Source organism: Pseudoneobacillus rhizosphaerae (genome assembly GCF_917563885.1).
GTDB lineage: Bacteria > Bacillota > Bacilli > Bacillales > Cytobacillaceae > Pseudoneobacillus > Pseudoneobacillus rhizosphaerae.
In genome coordinates this window covers 92,899-107,548 of sequence record NZ_CAKJTG010000001.1, presented here as the reverse complement: position 1 = coordinate 107,548, position 14,650 = coordinate 92,899, and the positions used below count along the sequence as shown (strand labels likewise).

The following is a 14,650-nucleotide window of genomic DNA, read 5'->3' as shown; positions in this document are numbered from 1 at the left end:
AGTGGAGGATACCTCCAATCTCTCTCTTTTTATCTATACTGATTTATATGGTAAGATAAGAAAAAAATACAAAAGTAGTGATTGAATGAACCATAGACAGGCAAACAATATTGGAGAAAAAGATATATATATGTGGATAACGAAGTGGGAACAAGAAATATCAGCACATGGCTCCATGAAGGATGAAAGTGAAATTTACAATTTTCTAAAGACTATTAAAGAAGATGAAAGTCCCAATATTTATTCTCAACTAGTAACTTTATTAGCAAGATCAAGAAGCAATAAAAAAGAAAACAACACACTGATTACAAAGTGGTTGGAAAAAGCTATTTCGCTTGATCCAAACAACCAATATGCGAAGGAATATTTGTTAAAAGACAAATGGCTATCATACCAAAATATTTTTGATAACTTGAGTTTCCCTATATTTAGGGAAACAGATAATAGAACTGCTAAGAAGAAAATAGTGGATGAATATTTAACGATTTGCCGAAGCTTTCTTTCCTCTGCAGATGAAATCCATGATGAACTAAACAAGCAATGCGAACTAATCCAAAATGATGACAGCAGGACCTTAAATAAACTTAAACAAGTACGGACCATGTTTGAAACCATGGTAGACGAAGTTAGTAACCTTCTCAAAGTCGTAACTGATTTAGACGAGTCTTTTTCAGGTGTATTTTATGCTACTGTCCATTTAGAAAATCTAAAGCTCCATTTGGAAGCAATTAATACATTAAAAACAAACTGGTCAGCCTTTTTTAATGAGGATAATAGTACCACATATGAAGAAAAAAAGGCACTTGATCAACTTAAACTTATGATTGGGCTTGATACTGTAAAAGAAAGAGTTAAAGATTTTTATTCGTTTTTAAAATACCAAAAGGAAAGAAGTTCTTTTGGTTATCAAACAAAGGATGAAATCAGTTTGAATATGATTTTAACTGGTAATCCTGGAACTGGTAAGACAACACTAGCAAGGCTTTTAGCAAAAATTTATCATGAGCTAGGTGTATTGCCTCGAGAGGAAGTAATCGAGACCAATCGTGCACAGCTCGTTGGTTCGTTCGTAGGGCAAACCGAAGAAAATGTCCAAGCTATCGTAAAAAAAGCGGTTGGTGGTGTCCTTTTCATAGATGAAGCCTATAGTTTAAAAAGAGAAGGACAATCTGGAAATGATTATGGACAGGCAGCTATTGATACACTAGTTTCACTTATGACTAGCAAAGAATATGGAGGGAAATTTGCGGTAATCCTTGCTGGTTATCCGGAAGAAATGCGACAGTTTATCGACGCAAACACTGGTTTACGAAGCCGTTTTCCGCAATCCAATTTCATTCATCTTCCAAACTATTCGAATGTTGAATTGATTTCAATAGCAGAATCGATTGCCCAAGCAAATGATTATCTGCTTACAAATGAAGCGAGAGTAGAATTAGCAGACAGGCTAGACAAAGAGAGAGTGGATGAAACCTTTGGAAATGCTCGAACGGTCAAAAATATTGTCTTAGAAGCCATTTTTAGAAAAGGGGCAAATGGGAAGGAGGACAATGATTCAATCATCAAATATGTATTGTTAGAGAAAGAAGATTTTTCCTCAATAACTGATGACCAAGATGAAAATCCTAACGAGCTGCTTAAAAACCTAATTGGACTAGAAACTGTTAAGAAAGAAATGGAGTCATTAATAGCCTTTGTCAAAGTTCAAAAACTTCGCCAAGAAAATAGTTTACCAATTGTTCCTATTCAATTACATGCTGTTTTTAGCGGTAATCCCGGAACGGGAAAAACGACTGTCGCCAAGATTTATGCAAATTTTTTAAAGACGTATGGGATTTTAAAAAGAGGACATTTAATCATTACTAGTCGTTCCGATTTTGTAGCTGGTTATGTAGGACAAACTGCAATTAAAACAAAGAAAAAAATTAAGGAAGCTTTAGGCGGCGTCCTCTTTATCGATGAGGCATACTCATTATTAAGCCCATCTGGTAATGATTTTGGCAAAGAAATGATTGATACACTTGTCGATGAAATGACAAAACATAATGAAAATCTTGTCGTTATATTAGCTGGATATCCGAATGAAATGGAAAAGCTACTCGAAAGTAATCCAGGTTTACGTTCTCGATTTAAGAAGTTTTTCTCTTTTCCTGATTATTCAGTTGAAGAGCTCGTAATAATGATGGAAAAGTATGGAGAACGTTTTCATTATCAACTAACTGAAGAAGCCAAAAACTTTTTATACGACACATTGAGGACTATGAAAATAGAAGGAAACGGTCGTTTTGCGACTAATTTAATTGATGAAGCCATTCAGGCACAATCTCTACGATTAGTTATTGAAACAGCTGAAAATGCCCACCTCCTAACACCAGAGATACACATAGAAAAATCTGACGTGGAAGTGGCACTAAAAAAGAATAGAGGAGAATAATAGATGTTGGTTTCAACTAAAGAAATTGAAGTTCGATATGCCGAAACGGATCAAATGGGAGTCGTTTATCATGCTAATTATTTAATATGGATGGAAGTAGGAAGAACAACCCTCATCCAAGATTTGGGATTTAATTATGCTGAAATGGAAAAGGACGGAATTATTTCACCAGTTATGGATATTCAAATTTCTTATAAAAAACCTTTACGTTATGGTGAAAAAGCAACCGTTAAGACTTGGATTGATGAATATGATGGGTTGCGAGTTAGCTATGGATACGAAATTTTGACGATGGATGGCGAATTAGCCGTTACAGCAGTATCCAAACATGTCTGTGTTAAAAAAGAGAATTTCCGTCCAGTAATTATTAGAAAACTATACCCCGACTGGCATGCTGCCTATGAAAATGCAAAAAAGCAGTAGATAGACTTTAAGAGGTGAAAAACAATGGCTTTCGGATTAAAAAGGGAGCAACTCGTCGAATGGAAACAAAAAATTGATGATGGAGAAGTGGCATTTTTAACACATTATTGGCAGGACGATCGTTTTCCAGGCTATAATACTGTCACAAAAGTAGGGTGCTCAGATTTAAGTAAACTAGCGGATTGGGGTAGTAAACATTCTCTAGATCCCAAATGGATCCACCATCGTAAAGATGGCTACTCCCATTTTGACCTAATTGGAGATAGACAAAAAGCCATTCTGTTGAAGGAAGGATTGTTAGAACATATTTGGTAACCAAATATTAAACAAAAAACGATCACTTCAAAAATGAGGTGATCGTTTTCTACACTAAAGTTCCCATTTTACGCTATCTATACGGGAATGAAAAATTGACCTGAAAGAAATAAAAGGAAAACGATTATAGTATGTAACAGGATGGAGAGTAATATGTTATTTGTTTTTAGTTTTATCAAGGAAAAACCTAAGCTAAAAAAGGCCATAAGAATGGATAGAAAAAGGTTGTATCCAAAACTAAATAAATAAATGCCAAATGCAACAGCCAGTATGAAGACTGTCCATTCAGTACTTAAAAACTGGCGAAATAAGTCTAAGAGAATTCCTCTCCATAATGATTCGAACAGAATCGCATGTACTAAACAATACATAAAAGCCCCCAATAAATTGGAATCCACTTGAGGAAAAAGTCCAAGGAACATTAAACTAACTGCTATGATTACAATTAAATATTTATTTAACTTTGAAACTCTTCTGGATTTAGTAGTAAAGCCTAATTGAACGGTTTGTTTAAACATTTTCAATACGTAATGAAGGGCTATTATAGGTATTAATTGCAACAATTCACCTAGTAAAAGGATTATGTTTAGGGATAAATTTAAATTTTCAATAAATCGATACCCATAAAGAATCATCAAATAGCTAAACACAAAAGCATTTAAGCTCCATACTAGCATTCTAGATTTTTCCGAAGATAAGAATAAAATGAAAATTAGTTGAATGATCATGATAAAAAAAACAATTTCGTATAATCGGAAATGAAACGCGAGCAATTCAACAGGGAAGAAGGCTATTAATAAAAAAGTAAAAAGTCGATTTGTTTTGTCCATAGAGACTCCCCTCCATATCATACCCTTTCAAATTCATTTTAGCAGGGATATTAAAATAAGAAAACTCCGCCATTTAGCGGAGCCACTGGGTCATATGATTTATTATTTCTTTATATTGTTTATCAGCATCTTTTAAACCAAAGGCTTTCGCTTCCTGAAGAGGAACCACTCTGTATTGTGTTAAATGTTTATTGGATACATATGTTGGAGAAAATTCAGGGTTTGATAATTCAATATCAGTTCCATTTGGACTTACTTTTTTAGTGATTTTGATGGTGGCCAACCCACCGATATCTTTATAATCCCGCATTTGACCTGATATAAAGTTCCCCAATGAATATACAATAAAAGCATTTCTTTGATCTTTTGTTTTAACCATTTGCATGGGCTGTAAAACGTGAGGATGGTGACCAAAAATGATATCGACCCCTTCATCAACTAAAAACTGTCCTAATAATTGTTGCTCTTCTGTAGGGATTCGCTGGTATTCGTTTCCCCAATGAATGCTCATGACAACAACATCAGCCAAAGCTTTTGCTTTATGTATTTCGGTTTTCATCTTTTCCTGATCAATTAAGTTAACCAAAAAGTCCTTACCTTTCGGGACAGGTATTCCGTTCGTCCCATATGAATAGGATAAAAACGCCAACTTCACACCATTTTTATGTAATATTCTTAGTTTCTCCTGGTCCTCTTTATCCTTAAAGAACCCTACATACGGTAAACCAACCTTTTCGTAATACTCGATAGACCTAAGAATTCCTTTTTCCCCTTTATCAAGAGAATGATTATTGGCCGTTGATACGATGTCAACTCCTGCATCAATCAGTGCATCTCCAACCTCTTGTGGACTATTAAATGTCGGATAACTGGTTAATCCCATTTCAACTCCACCAAGAACCGTTTCCTGATTAGCTATCAATAAATCTGGTTTTTGTAACTTGCCTTTTACATGCTTAAACATTGGCTTAAAATCATATCCAGAAGAGGACAGTGCATCCTCATAAACCCAGTCATGAATTAATATATCTCCAATTGCTCCTAAGGAAAGTTGGGTAGTCATTTCTTTTCCACTTAAGAAGACTTCCCTAGTTTCGTGGCCGGAAGCGGGATAGATGACCTCTTTACGAGAATCTTGGTAGAAATTAACTATTAAGAAGGTGGAAATTGCAACAATTCCTAAAATAAAAATAATCGAAAACAAAAATGAACGCTTTTTCATCGAATACTCCTTTATAAAATTAGGCATACCTATCATAAAATAATATAATATATTTAATTGTCTAATAGTTGATTTTTTAAAAAATTGTTTTACTGAACTACTAAACAAAGAGGTGATTATCATTTTCCAACTGACTGGTAGTGCTTACCAAAAGCTAGAAGAAATCGTACACTCAGAGCAAAGAACTCCCGATGAAAAACTTTATGTAAGATTGTCAATGGGAATAGGGTGAGGGGGACCTCAGCTAAAGCTGTCTCTGGAGGAGCAGCCATTAACCAAGGATCACCATTACACTTTTCACGATCTTCAAATCCTCATACATCCAAATGATTACGTTTATTTTCATCAAACAAAGTTAGATTATATTAAAGATGTATTTGGAAATGGACAATATAAGCTGTTGAAAATGTAAAAACGGATTCTTTAAAAGAACCCGTTTTTATTTGTATACTTTCATTATTCCCATTCATCTAACAAATTTATTAGCTCATCAAAATTTTTGACAACCCTTATCGGATTACCCTCACAATACAATTCCTGATTATATTCAAAAAACTCCACATTAAAATCATCCACAGTCAAACTCTCACCAACATTCATTGAAAATACATAGTTATCATGATCTTTTTCCATATAGATCTTGCTCCTTTTCGAGTGAAGAAACTATTTATATTGTTATTTTACTCGAAAAGGAGAGTGTAAAAATCAGTCTGTTTTGACAAAATACCGACACTTCACGATCTACCTAAGATGGAATTCTATCCGAAACATCGTCCCGAAACCTTCTGTGCTTTCAACAGTTATTGTGCCATGGTGTTCCTCAATAATTCTTTTACAAACACTTAATCCAACTCCAGTGCCCGTATCTTTGGTAGTATGAAAGGGAAGAAAGAGATTTCGCAAGGTTTGTTCATTCATCCCACAACCATTATCTTTAATCACCACAACCGCCCTGTTTTCTTCCATAACGGTATAGTAATCGATGATACCATTTCGACTTTTATCCTGTCGTAATTCAATCGCTTCTAGTGCATTTTTTAATAGGTTTAGAAACACCTGTTTAAGTTGCTTATCATTAGCGACAAAATCAATTTCCTCATCAGTAAATCGATTACGGATGGTTATATTTTTTAATATCGCTTCACATTCGTAAAGCAAGCTTGTATCTTTTACTATTTGATTTAAGGATATTCTTTTTGGGGTTTGTTCCGATGGTTTAGATTCATTTAAAAACTCGTAAATCAATTGATCGGCACGTTTAAGTTCTTCTAAAGCAATATCTACATACTGCTCTTTCCCAATTTCTATTAAATACGGTTTAAGTAGTTGTAGGAAGCCACCGACAACTGTTAATGGATTTCTTATTTCATGTACAATTCCAACCGCGAGCTTATCGATAGTTTGATAGTGATAGTCCTTGATAGAATCTGTTTGTGACTGCATATCCATTTTTATCATCCTCATTGTCAATTAATTTTTATCTTCTAATAAATTTAATGACAAAAAGCCTAATAATATTCCAACTTTCGACTAAACATTTAATAAAAAAACAGCAGAGACACCTTACTAAAGGCGTTTCTGCTGTTTAGATCCCATCCACTTAATCTTCGGTTCTGTTTTATTCATTATTCTCTTGAAGTTCGCACGATGTCGGTATATAACGAAAAAGGCTAAAATAGCTACAACAATTATTAACCAAATGTCCCAAACAATTAAAGAATAAATAATGGCAGCTATTGCGGCAAGCATCGAAGAAAGAGAAACATATTTAGTTATGTACAGACATAGGAAGAAAATAACTAGCACAATTAAAAACATCAAAGGAGCATAAAATAAAAGAACGCCTCCAGAGGTAGCAACGGCCTTTCCACCTCTAAAATTAGCAAATATCGGATACATATGTCCTACGACAGCAAATATACCAACTAGTAAAGCATGCATTTCTAAATCAAATAAAAATGGTAAGGACGCAGCTAGTGTTCCCTTTAAGATATCCGCTATGGTAACCGTCAATCCTGCTTTTATCCCCAATGTCCGAAAGGTATTGGTTCCGCCAAGATTTCCACTTCCATGCTCACGAATATCTTTTCCATAAAATAGCTTCCCAATGATCAGTCCAGAAGGGATTGACCCAAGTAGATAGGCTATTAGGATTACAACTATGTTCATTGCCATGAGAACTTCCCCTTCAAATAAATATTCGTTTTTTTATTGTACCATTAATCCATAATTATTAGCTACTCATGATTGAATTGGAAGGTAAAATTAAGTGTTTGTTTCGTAAATATATAGTACGATGGAGACGGGAGGAGATAAAAAATATGGCACGCGTTGAACACTTCCGAAAGAAAACAATCTCACCAAAATGGATTGTTACAGGATTATTTTTGGCTATTTTGATGATTATATCTTCAATTCTACTGCTCTTATATCCATACGCTTCGAAAGAAAAAATTGATTATTTTCAAGGCAAAAGCCCAATCCTTTATCAAAATGAGCAACAAGGTAATGCCCTTATAGACGGAGAAACTGTTTTTTTACCGATTAAATTTATTAAAGAGCAACTCGATGATTCTCTCATTTTTGATGAAAAATCTAAATCTATTATTATTACAACAGAAAATAAGGTGATTCAAATGCCGACTGAGTCATTAACTTATTATGTGAATGAAAAGCCCGTTACGCTTCATTTTCCTTCGATCCAATCTGCAAATGGAGAATTGTATGTGGCTCTAGAACCGTTACTTAAATATTATCCCATTCAATATACATTATTAACCGAGAACGAAGGGATATGGATTCATTCAAATGGTGATGAATTGGTTCATGGTTCCATAAAAGCGGGAGACATCCATAGGGAGATGCTTCGCCTAAGAACAGAACCTACATTGCGATCTAGCTATGTTGCAGAATTGAAAAACACTGAAAAAATATATATAGAAAGCGAAAAAGAAGAGTATTACTTCATTCGTAAAGAAAACGGGATTGCAGGATATCTTAATAAAGAATTTGTCATAGAAGAGAATACCGAGCAAATCCTAGTAAAAAATGAAAACAAAGCGAAGAATTTAACAAAAATTAAAGGTCCAATTCGTCTAACATGGGAAGCGGTGTACACGAAAAACCCAAACACGAAACAACTTCCTGAGATGCCTGGCATTAATGTAGTTTCACCAACTTGGTTTGAACTAGAAAATGAAGCAGGAAATATCCAAAACTTAGGCTCACTAGATTATGTGAAATGGGCTCATTCAAAGGGATTCCAAGTATGGGGATTATTTTCAAATGCCTTTGATCCCGAGCTTACTCATTTAGCATTTAAAGATTATGAAACTCGACAAAAGATGATTCGTCAGCTTTTACATTATAGTCAAATGTATCAGTTAAATGGTATAAATCTTGATATCGAGAATGTAAATGTGGAAGACGGTCCACTGATTACCCAATTTGTAAGAGAAGCAACGCCACTTTTTCACGAGGCTGGCCTCACTGTTTCCATGGATATTACCTTTATCTCTACAAGTGGCAATTGGTCTGTCTTTTATGAACGAGAAAAGCTAAGCAAAATTGTTGATTATATAATGGTGATGGCCTATGACGAGCACTGGGGATCTTCACCTGTTGCTGGAAGTGTCGCAAGTTTGCCATGGGTGGAACAAAATATTGAAAAGCTACTCACAGTTGTTCCGAATGAAAAATTGATTCTAGGAGTTCCTCTATATACTAGACTTTGGAAAGAGCAAACGTTATCCGATGGTCAAATTGAAGTGACATCAAAAGCATTATCAATGTCTAAAATAAAAGAATGGCTTGCTAAGAACAATCTTAAGCCAACATATGATGCTGCAACTGGACAAAATTATGCGCAAATTTACTTAAAAGATGAGGATGCTACCTACAAGGTGTGGCTAGAGGATGAGCTTTCACTTAGTAAACGAGCCGAAGTCATGATGAAATATGACTTAGCAGGAGTGGCGAGCTGGTCTAGATTTTTCGCGGATGATACCGCTTGGGCTGCATTGCATACGACCGATCCTAACTATACAAAAGCTGATGAAAAGTAATCTTTATGTCAAAATCTCTGAGTAAGGCACATTGCTAGTAATTTTTTACCGAAACAAGGTAAGATTAAGGTAGTAAAGCCAATAGCAAAGGAGAGTAGGCCAATGAATATTCCATCCCGCGAAGAATTAGGTGCCATCTTAAAAAAAGCGAAAAGGATTGCCGTTGTTGGACTTAGCGATAATCCTGAACGAACTTCCTACATGGTATCCGCAGCAATGCAAAAAGCAGGCTACGAAATTATCCCTGTGAACCCATCTGTTAAGGAAGTATTGGGCGTTCCATCAGTAGCTTCTTTAAAAGAAATTGATGGTCACGTGGACATCGTAAATGTATTTCGCCGCTCCGAGCATTTAGTAGAAGTGGCAAAAGAATTTGACGAAATGGATGCAGATGTATTTTGGGCGCAACTAGGTTTAGTTAATGAAGAAGCCTATCAATTTCTAACAGATAAAGGTTATAAAGTTGTAATGGATCGTTGTATCAAGGTCGAGCATGCACTAACAAAATAAAAATTTCAGGATAAACTTAACCAATAAAACATAGGTCGTTTTGACCTATGTTTTATTATGTTCTCAGTACAAATGCCAAATTTTTAATACTAGATTCTCTCGAAGTAAATATCGACTTTTTGATACTTTATGACGAAATAGGGTTTGCCAAATCGTAATTAATAGATAAAATAAACGGTAGACAATGCTTAAACTATGTTAAAATAGAAATATCGAACTATTGTTCTATTTGCATAATTCTTATTTTTTTAGAGGAAAACAAGATTACCTCGCGAATTCTTAAGCAAAGTATAACTAAACAATTATTATAAAAAGATCTACCTAAAGAGAGAAGCTTTAAAAGTGAAAGGGGTATATTAGTGGCAAAAACAAAACAAGCCTTTGAATACAATGATGATGCCATACAAGTGCTCGAAGGTCTTGAAGCCGTTAGAAAACGACCGGGAATGTATATCGGAAGTACAGATAGCCGCGGACTTCATCATCTCGTATATGAAATTGTTGACAATTCTGTTGACGAAGCTTTAGGGGGATATGGGAATCATATCACCGTTAAAATACACAAAGATAATTCAATAAGTGTTATTGATAGAGGACGTGGTATGCCTACAGGTATGCACAAGATGGGCAAACCGACGCCTGAGGTAATCTTAACCGTTCTTCATGCTGGAGGAAAATTTGGACAAGGTGGTTACAAAACAAGCGGTGGCTTGCACGGTGTAGGTGCCTCTGTTGTTAACGCCTTATCTGAATGGCTAATTGTAAAAATTAAACGCGATGGCTTTGTTTACGAACAAAGATTCGAAAATGGCGGTAAACCGGTAACAACACTTGAAAAAGTGGGGAAAACAAATCAAACGGGTACAACTATTCATTTTAAACCCGACCCTCAAATCTTTTCTACAACCTCATATAACTATGAAACCCTGTGTGAACGCCTAAGAGAATCCGCCTTTCTCTTAAAAGGACTAAAAATCGAAATTATCGATGAACGTAATGATGTACAGGATGTTTATCACTATGAAAACGGAATTGAGGCATTCGTAGAATATTTAAATGAGGAAAAAGATGTCCTCCAGCCTGTTGTAAGCTTTGAAGGTGAACAAAACGGGATTGAAGCTGATTTTGCCTTCCAATTTAATGATGGTTATTCAGAAAACGTCCTTTCATTTGTAAATAATGTACGTACTAAAGACGGCGGTACACATGAAGCGGGAGCCAAAGCAGCCCTGACAAGAATTTTTAATGAGTATGCCCGAAAGGTATCGCTATTAAAAGAGAAAGATAAAAACCTTGATGGATCAGATATTCGAGAAGGGCTTTCTGCTATTATTTCCGTTAGAATACCAGAAGAAATGCTCCAATTTGAAGGTCAAACAAAAGGCAAGCTAGGGACAAGCGAAGCAAGATCTGCGGTTGATGCAATCGTTTCGGAGCATTTATCCTACTTTCTTGAAGAAAATCCAGATATTAGCTCGCTGTTAATAAAAAAATCTATAAAGGCCTATCAAGCACGTGAAGCTGCTAGAAAAGCACGTGAAGAGGCTAGAAGTGGGAAAAAGCGCAAACGTTCGGAAGCCGCACTATCCGGAAAACTAACTCCTGCCCAATCAAGAAACCCTCAGAAAAATGAATTATATCTTGTAGAGGGAGATTCAGCAGGCGGCTCTGCAAAGCAAGGGCGAGACCGTAAATTCCAAGCAATCTTACCGTTAAGAGGTAAGGTAATTAATACAGAAAAAGCCAAGCTATCAGATATCTTTAAAAATGAAGAAATCAACACGATTATTTATGCTATTGGCGGTGGTGTTGGCACTGATTTTAATATTGAAGATATCAATTACGATAAGGTTGTCATCATGACCGATGCTGATACAGATGGTGCACATATTCAAGTTCTTTTATTAACCTTCTTTTACCGTTACATGAAGCCTTTAATTGAAGCAGGAAAAGTATTCATTGCTCTTCCACCGCTATATAAAGTTAGTAAGGGAACAGGCAAAAAAGAAATAATTGAATATGCCTGGACTGATGATGACTTACAATCGGCTATTAAAAAGGTTGGTAGAGGCTATATCATTCAAAGGTATAAAGGACTTGGAGAAATGAATGCAGATCAGTTGTGGGATACCACAATGGATCCAGAAACTCGAACCCTCATTCGTGTCCGTATTGACGATGCAGCCCGTGCTGAACGCCGTGTGACTACGTTAATGGGTGATAAAGTTGAGCCTCGTCGAAAATGGATTGAATCCAATGTGGCATTCGGATTAGATGATGAGGATTCTAATATACTTGAAAATGAAATTATCACAATTACAGAGGAGGATTCTGAATCATGAGTTTAGGAGAAAAATTTCGGGATCTCCCTCTTGAAGATGTTATAGGTGACCGATTTGGTCGATATAGTAAATATATTATTCAAGAACGTGCATTACCAGATGCAAGAGATGGGTTGAAGCCTGTTCAACGGCGGATATTATATGCGATGCACGTTGAAGGTAATACTCAAGAAAAGGGCTTTAGAAAATCAGCTAAAACAGTTGGTAACGTTATCGGTAACTATCATCCACACGGTGATTCTTCCGTATATGAAGCAATGGTTCGTATGAGTCAGGATTGGAAGGTTAGGAACCTATTAATTGACATGCACGGAAATAATGGAAGTGTCGACGGTGATCCTCCTGCTGCAATGCGTTACACGGAAGCAAGGTTATCTGCTATTGCAGGGGAGCTCTTACGAGATATCGAAAAAGAAACAGTTGACTTTATTCCAAACTTTGATGATACATCAAGTGAACCAACCGTTTTCCCAGCAATGTATCCAAATTTATTAGTTAATGGTTCTACTGGAATTTCAGCTGGTTATGCAACCGATATACCACCACACCATCTTGGTGAGGTTATTGATGCGGTTATGATGAAGATGGACCAACCGGATGTATCTGTTGAACAATTAATGACTGTCATTAAAGGACCTGATTTCCCAACAGGTGGGATCATCCAAGGTGTCGATGGAATAAAGAAGGCCTATGAAACAGGTAAAGGTAAAATTATTATTCGTTCCAAAACGGAAATCGAAGAGGTCCGTGGCGGTAGACAACAAATTGTCATTACAGAAATCCCATATGAAGTGAATAAATCCAACTTAGTAAAGAAAATGGATGATTTCCGTCTTGATCGTAAAGTTGAAGGAATTTCAGAAATTCGTGATGAAACAGACCGAACTGGCCTTCGAATTGTAATTGAACTTAAAAAGGATGCTAATGCTGAAGGGGTTCTAAACTATCTTTATAAAAATAGCGACCTTCAAGTGACTTATAATTTTAATATGGTCGCCATTCATAAAAAACGACCAATGCTTATGGGGCTTCGTGAGCTTTTAAGTGCTTATATTGAACATCAGCGTGAAGTTGTAACCAGAAGGTCACAATTTGAGCTCAAAAAAGCAAGCGAACGCCAACATATAGTTGAGGGCTTAATGAAAGCTCTTTCCATTCTTGATCAAGTGATTGCAACCATTAGAGCTTCAAAAGATAAACGAGATGCAAAAGATAATTTGATTGCTAAGTTCATGTTTACCGAGCCACAAGCCGAAGCAATTGTTTCTTTACAGCTTTACAGATTAACTAATACGGATATTACAGCATTACAAAATGAAGCTGCTGAATTAGCTAAGAAAATTGAAGAGTTAACTGCAATTTTAAATAGTGAATCAAAATTATTATCTGTTATTAAGAAGGATTTAAAAGATGTTAAGAAGAAGTATGCTGATGAGAGACGCTCAAAGGTTGAAGCAGAAATTGAAGAGATTAAAATCAATCTCGATGTGATGATTGCCAATGAGGATGTTATTGTCACAGTCACGAAAGAGGGCTATATCAAACGAACAAGCCAACGTTCATATGCAGCCTCGAACGGTCAAGACCTTGCAATGAAAGATTCTGATCGATTACTAGCAAAGCTTGATATGAATACAACAGATGTTGTGCTTTTATTCACAAATAAAGGTAATTACTTATATTGCCCTGTTCATGAGTTGCCAGATATTCGATGGAAAGATCTTGGCCAACATATAGCTAATATTATTCAAATCGACCGAGATGAATTTATCATAAAGGCAATTCCAATAAAAGATTTCGAAGCACCAGCCTTTTTACTATTTGTAACGAAGAACGGTATGGTTAAGAAAACGGAGTTAAATCAGTACAAAGCACAAAGATATTCTAAACCTCTAACAGCCATTAATCTAAAGGACGATGACGAAGCAGTTGATGTCCATTTAACAGACGGATCAAACGAGTTGTTTATAATCACTTCAATTGGTTACGCTCTTTGGTTCCCTGAGGAAGAAGTAAGCATCGTTGGGGCAAGAGCTGCTGGAGTGAAAGGTATCAATTTAAAGGATGGCGATTTTGTCATTGGAGGAAAATTACTTTCACCAGCAGATAAAAAATCAATCGTAATTGTCACCCAACGCGGATCAATCAAGAGAATGAAATTATCCGAATTTGAACGGGCTTCAAGAGCGAAAAGAGGAGTAATCATTATTCGTGAACTAAAGGCAAATCCGCATCGTGTTATTGGATTCTCAATAGCTAGTGAGGGTGATGTTCTTTTCCTACAATCCGAAAAAGGAAAGATTGAGAGCATTAACACCTCTGATATTCGATTTAACGATCGTTATTCAAATGGATCATTCCTAATGGATGAATCTGATAGTGGACTGACTAAAGAAATCTGGTTAATTGAAAATGAAAATAATTGAATAAGCACTAATTTGTTTACCCCTCATTTATTTTTATGAGGGGTTTTTATATTTTGCTATTACACATATTACATATATTACATG

Annotated in this window: 12 protein-coding genes; 7 read left to right on the top strand and 5 right to left on the bottom strand. The window is 35.8% G+C overall.

What is annotated here, in order from left to right:
- The first annotated feature begins 85 nt into the window (after positions 1–85).
- From LRP83_RS00500 to LRP83_RS00490, 3 genes are read left to right on the top strand one after another with little or no spacing between them, the layout of a single operon-like run.
- Positions 86–2,434 (top strand): AAA family ATPase, encoded by a 2,349-nt coding sequence (locus tag LRP83_RS00500; protein WP_230494702.1) that lies wholly within the window; start codon positions 86–88, stop codon positions 2,432–2,434.
- 3 nt (positions 2,435–2,437) lie between these two features.
- Positions 2,438–2,857 (top strand): acyl-CoA thioesterase, encoded by a 420-nt coding sequence (locus tag LRP83_RS00495; RefSeq protein ID WP_230494701.1) that lies wholly within the window; start codon positions 2,438–2,440, stop codon positions 2,855–2,857.
- 24 nt (positions 2,858–2,881) lie between these two features.
- Positions 2,882–3,172 carry a hypothetical protein gene (locus LRP83_RS00490; protein WP_230494700.1) on the top strand — a complete coding sequence of 97 codons (291 nt, stop codon included), beginning with the start codon at positions 2,882–2,884 and terminating at the stop codon, positions 3,170–3,172.
- A gap of 77 nt (positions 3,173–3,249) precedes the next feature.
- On the opposite strand, the gene LRP83_RS00485 is transcribed toward LRP83_RS00490, so the two are convergent.
- From LRP83_RS00485 to plsY, 5 genes are all read right to left on the bottom strand, one after another.
- On the bottom strand, positions 3,250–4,002 hold the full coding sequence (locus tag LRP83_RS00485) for a CPBP family intramembrane glutamic endopeptidase (RefSeq protein ID WP_230494699.1): 753 nt from the start codon (positions 4,000–4,002) through the stop codon (positions 3,250–3,252).
- A 73-nt stretch (positions 4,003–4,075) separates the two neighbouring features.
- Entirely contained in the window at positions 4,076–5,224 is a 1,149-nt protein-coding gene (locus LRP83_RS00480) for a CapA family protein (protein ID WP_230494698.1), read from the bottom strand.
- 456 nt (positions 5,225–5,680) lie between these two features.
- Positions 5,681–5,857, bottom strand: a complete 177-nt coding sequence (locus tag LRP83_RS00475) for a hypothetical protein (protein ID WP_230494697.1) — start codon at positions 5,855–5,857, stop codon at positions 5,681–5,683.
- Between the two features lie 108 nt (positions 5,858–5,965).
- Entirely contained in the window at positions 5,966–6,673 is a 708-nt protein-coding gene (locus tag LRP83_RS00470) for an ATP-binding protein (protein ID WP_230494696.1), read from the bottom strand.
- A 117-nt stretch (positions 6,674–6,790) separates the two neighbouring features.
- Positions 6,791–7,393 (bottom strand): glycerol-3-phosphate 1-O-acyltransferase PlsY, encoded by a 603-nt coding sequence (plsY, locus tag LRP83_RS00465; RefSeq protein ID WP_435531315.1) that lies wholly within the window; start codon positions 7,391–7,393, stop codon positions 6,791–6,793.
- Between the two features lie 152 nt (positions 7,394–7,545).
- Between plsY and LRP83_RS00460 the strand changes: the two genes are divergently transcribed.
- The 4 genes from LRP83_RS00460 (at position 7,546) to parC (ending at position 14,566) form a co-directional block, all read left to right on the top strand.
- Positions 7,546–9,288: a glycosyl hydrolase family 18 protein gene (locus LRP83_RS00460; protein ID WP_230494694.1), complete on the top strand. Its 1,743-nt coding sequence runs from the start codon at positions 7,546–7,548 to the stop codon at positions 9,286–9,288.
- A gap of 102 nt (positions 9,289–9,390) precedes the next feature.
- Positions 9,391–9,798, top strand: coding sequence for a CoA-binding protein (locus tag LRP83_RS00455; protein ID WP_230494693.1), 408 nt, complete (start codon positions 9,391–9,393; stop codon positions 9,796–9,798).
- Between the two features lie 359 nt (positions 9,799–10,157).
- Positions 10,158–12,140: a DNA topoisomerase IV subunit B gene (parE, locus tag LRP83_RS00450; protein WP_230494692.1), complete on the top strand. Its 1,983-nt coding sequence runs from the start codon at positions 10,158–10,160 to the stop codon at positions 12,138–12,140.
- Positions 12,137–14,566 (top strand): DNA topoisomerase IV subunit A, encoded by a 2,430-nt coding sequence (gene parC, locus LRP83_RS00445; RefSeq protein WP_230494691.1) that lies wholly within the window; start codon positions 12,137–12,139, stop codon positions 14,564–14,566. The genes parE and parC overlap by 4 nt, the downstream gene beginning before the upstream one ends.
- Positions 14,567–14,650: the final 84 nt, after the last annotated feature.

Excerpts from the sequence above, each read along its gene's own strand:
- LRP83_RS00500 (WP_230494702.1), top strand. The coding sequence starts at position 86 with ATGAACCATAGACAGGCAAACAATATTGGAGAAAAAGATATATATATG.
- LRP83_RS00495 (WP_230494701.1), top strand. The coding sequence starts at position 2,438 with ATGTTGGTTTCAACTAAAGAAATTGAAGTTCGATATGCCGAAACGGAT.
- LRP83_RS00490 (WP_230494700.1), top strand. The coding sequence starts at position 2,882 with ATGGCTTTCGGATTAAAAAGGGAGCAACTCGTCGAATGGAAACAAAAA.
- LRP83_RS00485 (WP_230494699.1), bottom strand. The coding sequence starts at position 4,002 with ATGGACAAAACAAATCGACTTTTTACTTTTTTATTAATAGCCTTCTTC.
- LRP83_RS00480 (WP_230494698.1), bottom strand. The coding sequence starts at position 5,224 with ATGAAAAAGCGTTCATTTTTGTTTTCGATTATTTTTATTTTAGGAATT.
- LRP83_RS00475 (WP_230494697.1), bottom strand. The coding sequence starts at position 5,857 with ATGGAAAAAGATCATGATAACTATGTATTTTCAATGAATGTTGGTGAG.
- LRP83_RS00470 (WP_230494696.1), bottom strand. The coding sequence starts at position 6,673 with ATGGATATGCAGTCACAAACAGATTCTATCAAGGACTATCACTATCAA.
- plsY (WP_435531315.1), bottom strand. The coding sequence starts at position 7,393 with ATGAACATAGTTGTAATCCTAATAGCCTATCTACTTGGGTCAATCCCT.
- LRP83_RS00460 (WP_230494694.1), top strand. The coding sequence starts at position 7,546 with ATGGCACGCGTTGAACACTTCCGAAAGAAAACAATCTCACCAAAATGG.
- LRP83_RS00455 (WP_230494693.1), top strand. The coding sequence starts at position 9,391 with ATGAATATTCCATCCCGCGAAGAATTAGGTGCCATCTTAAAAAAAGCG.
- parC (WP_230494691.1), top strand. The coding sequence starts at position 12,137 with ATGAGTTTAGGAGAAAAATTTCGGGATCTCCCTCTTGAAGATGTTATA.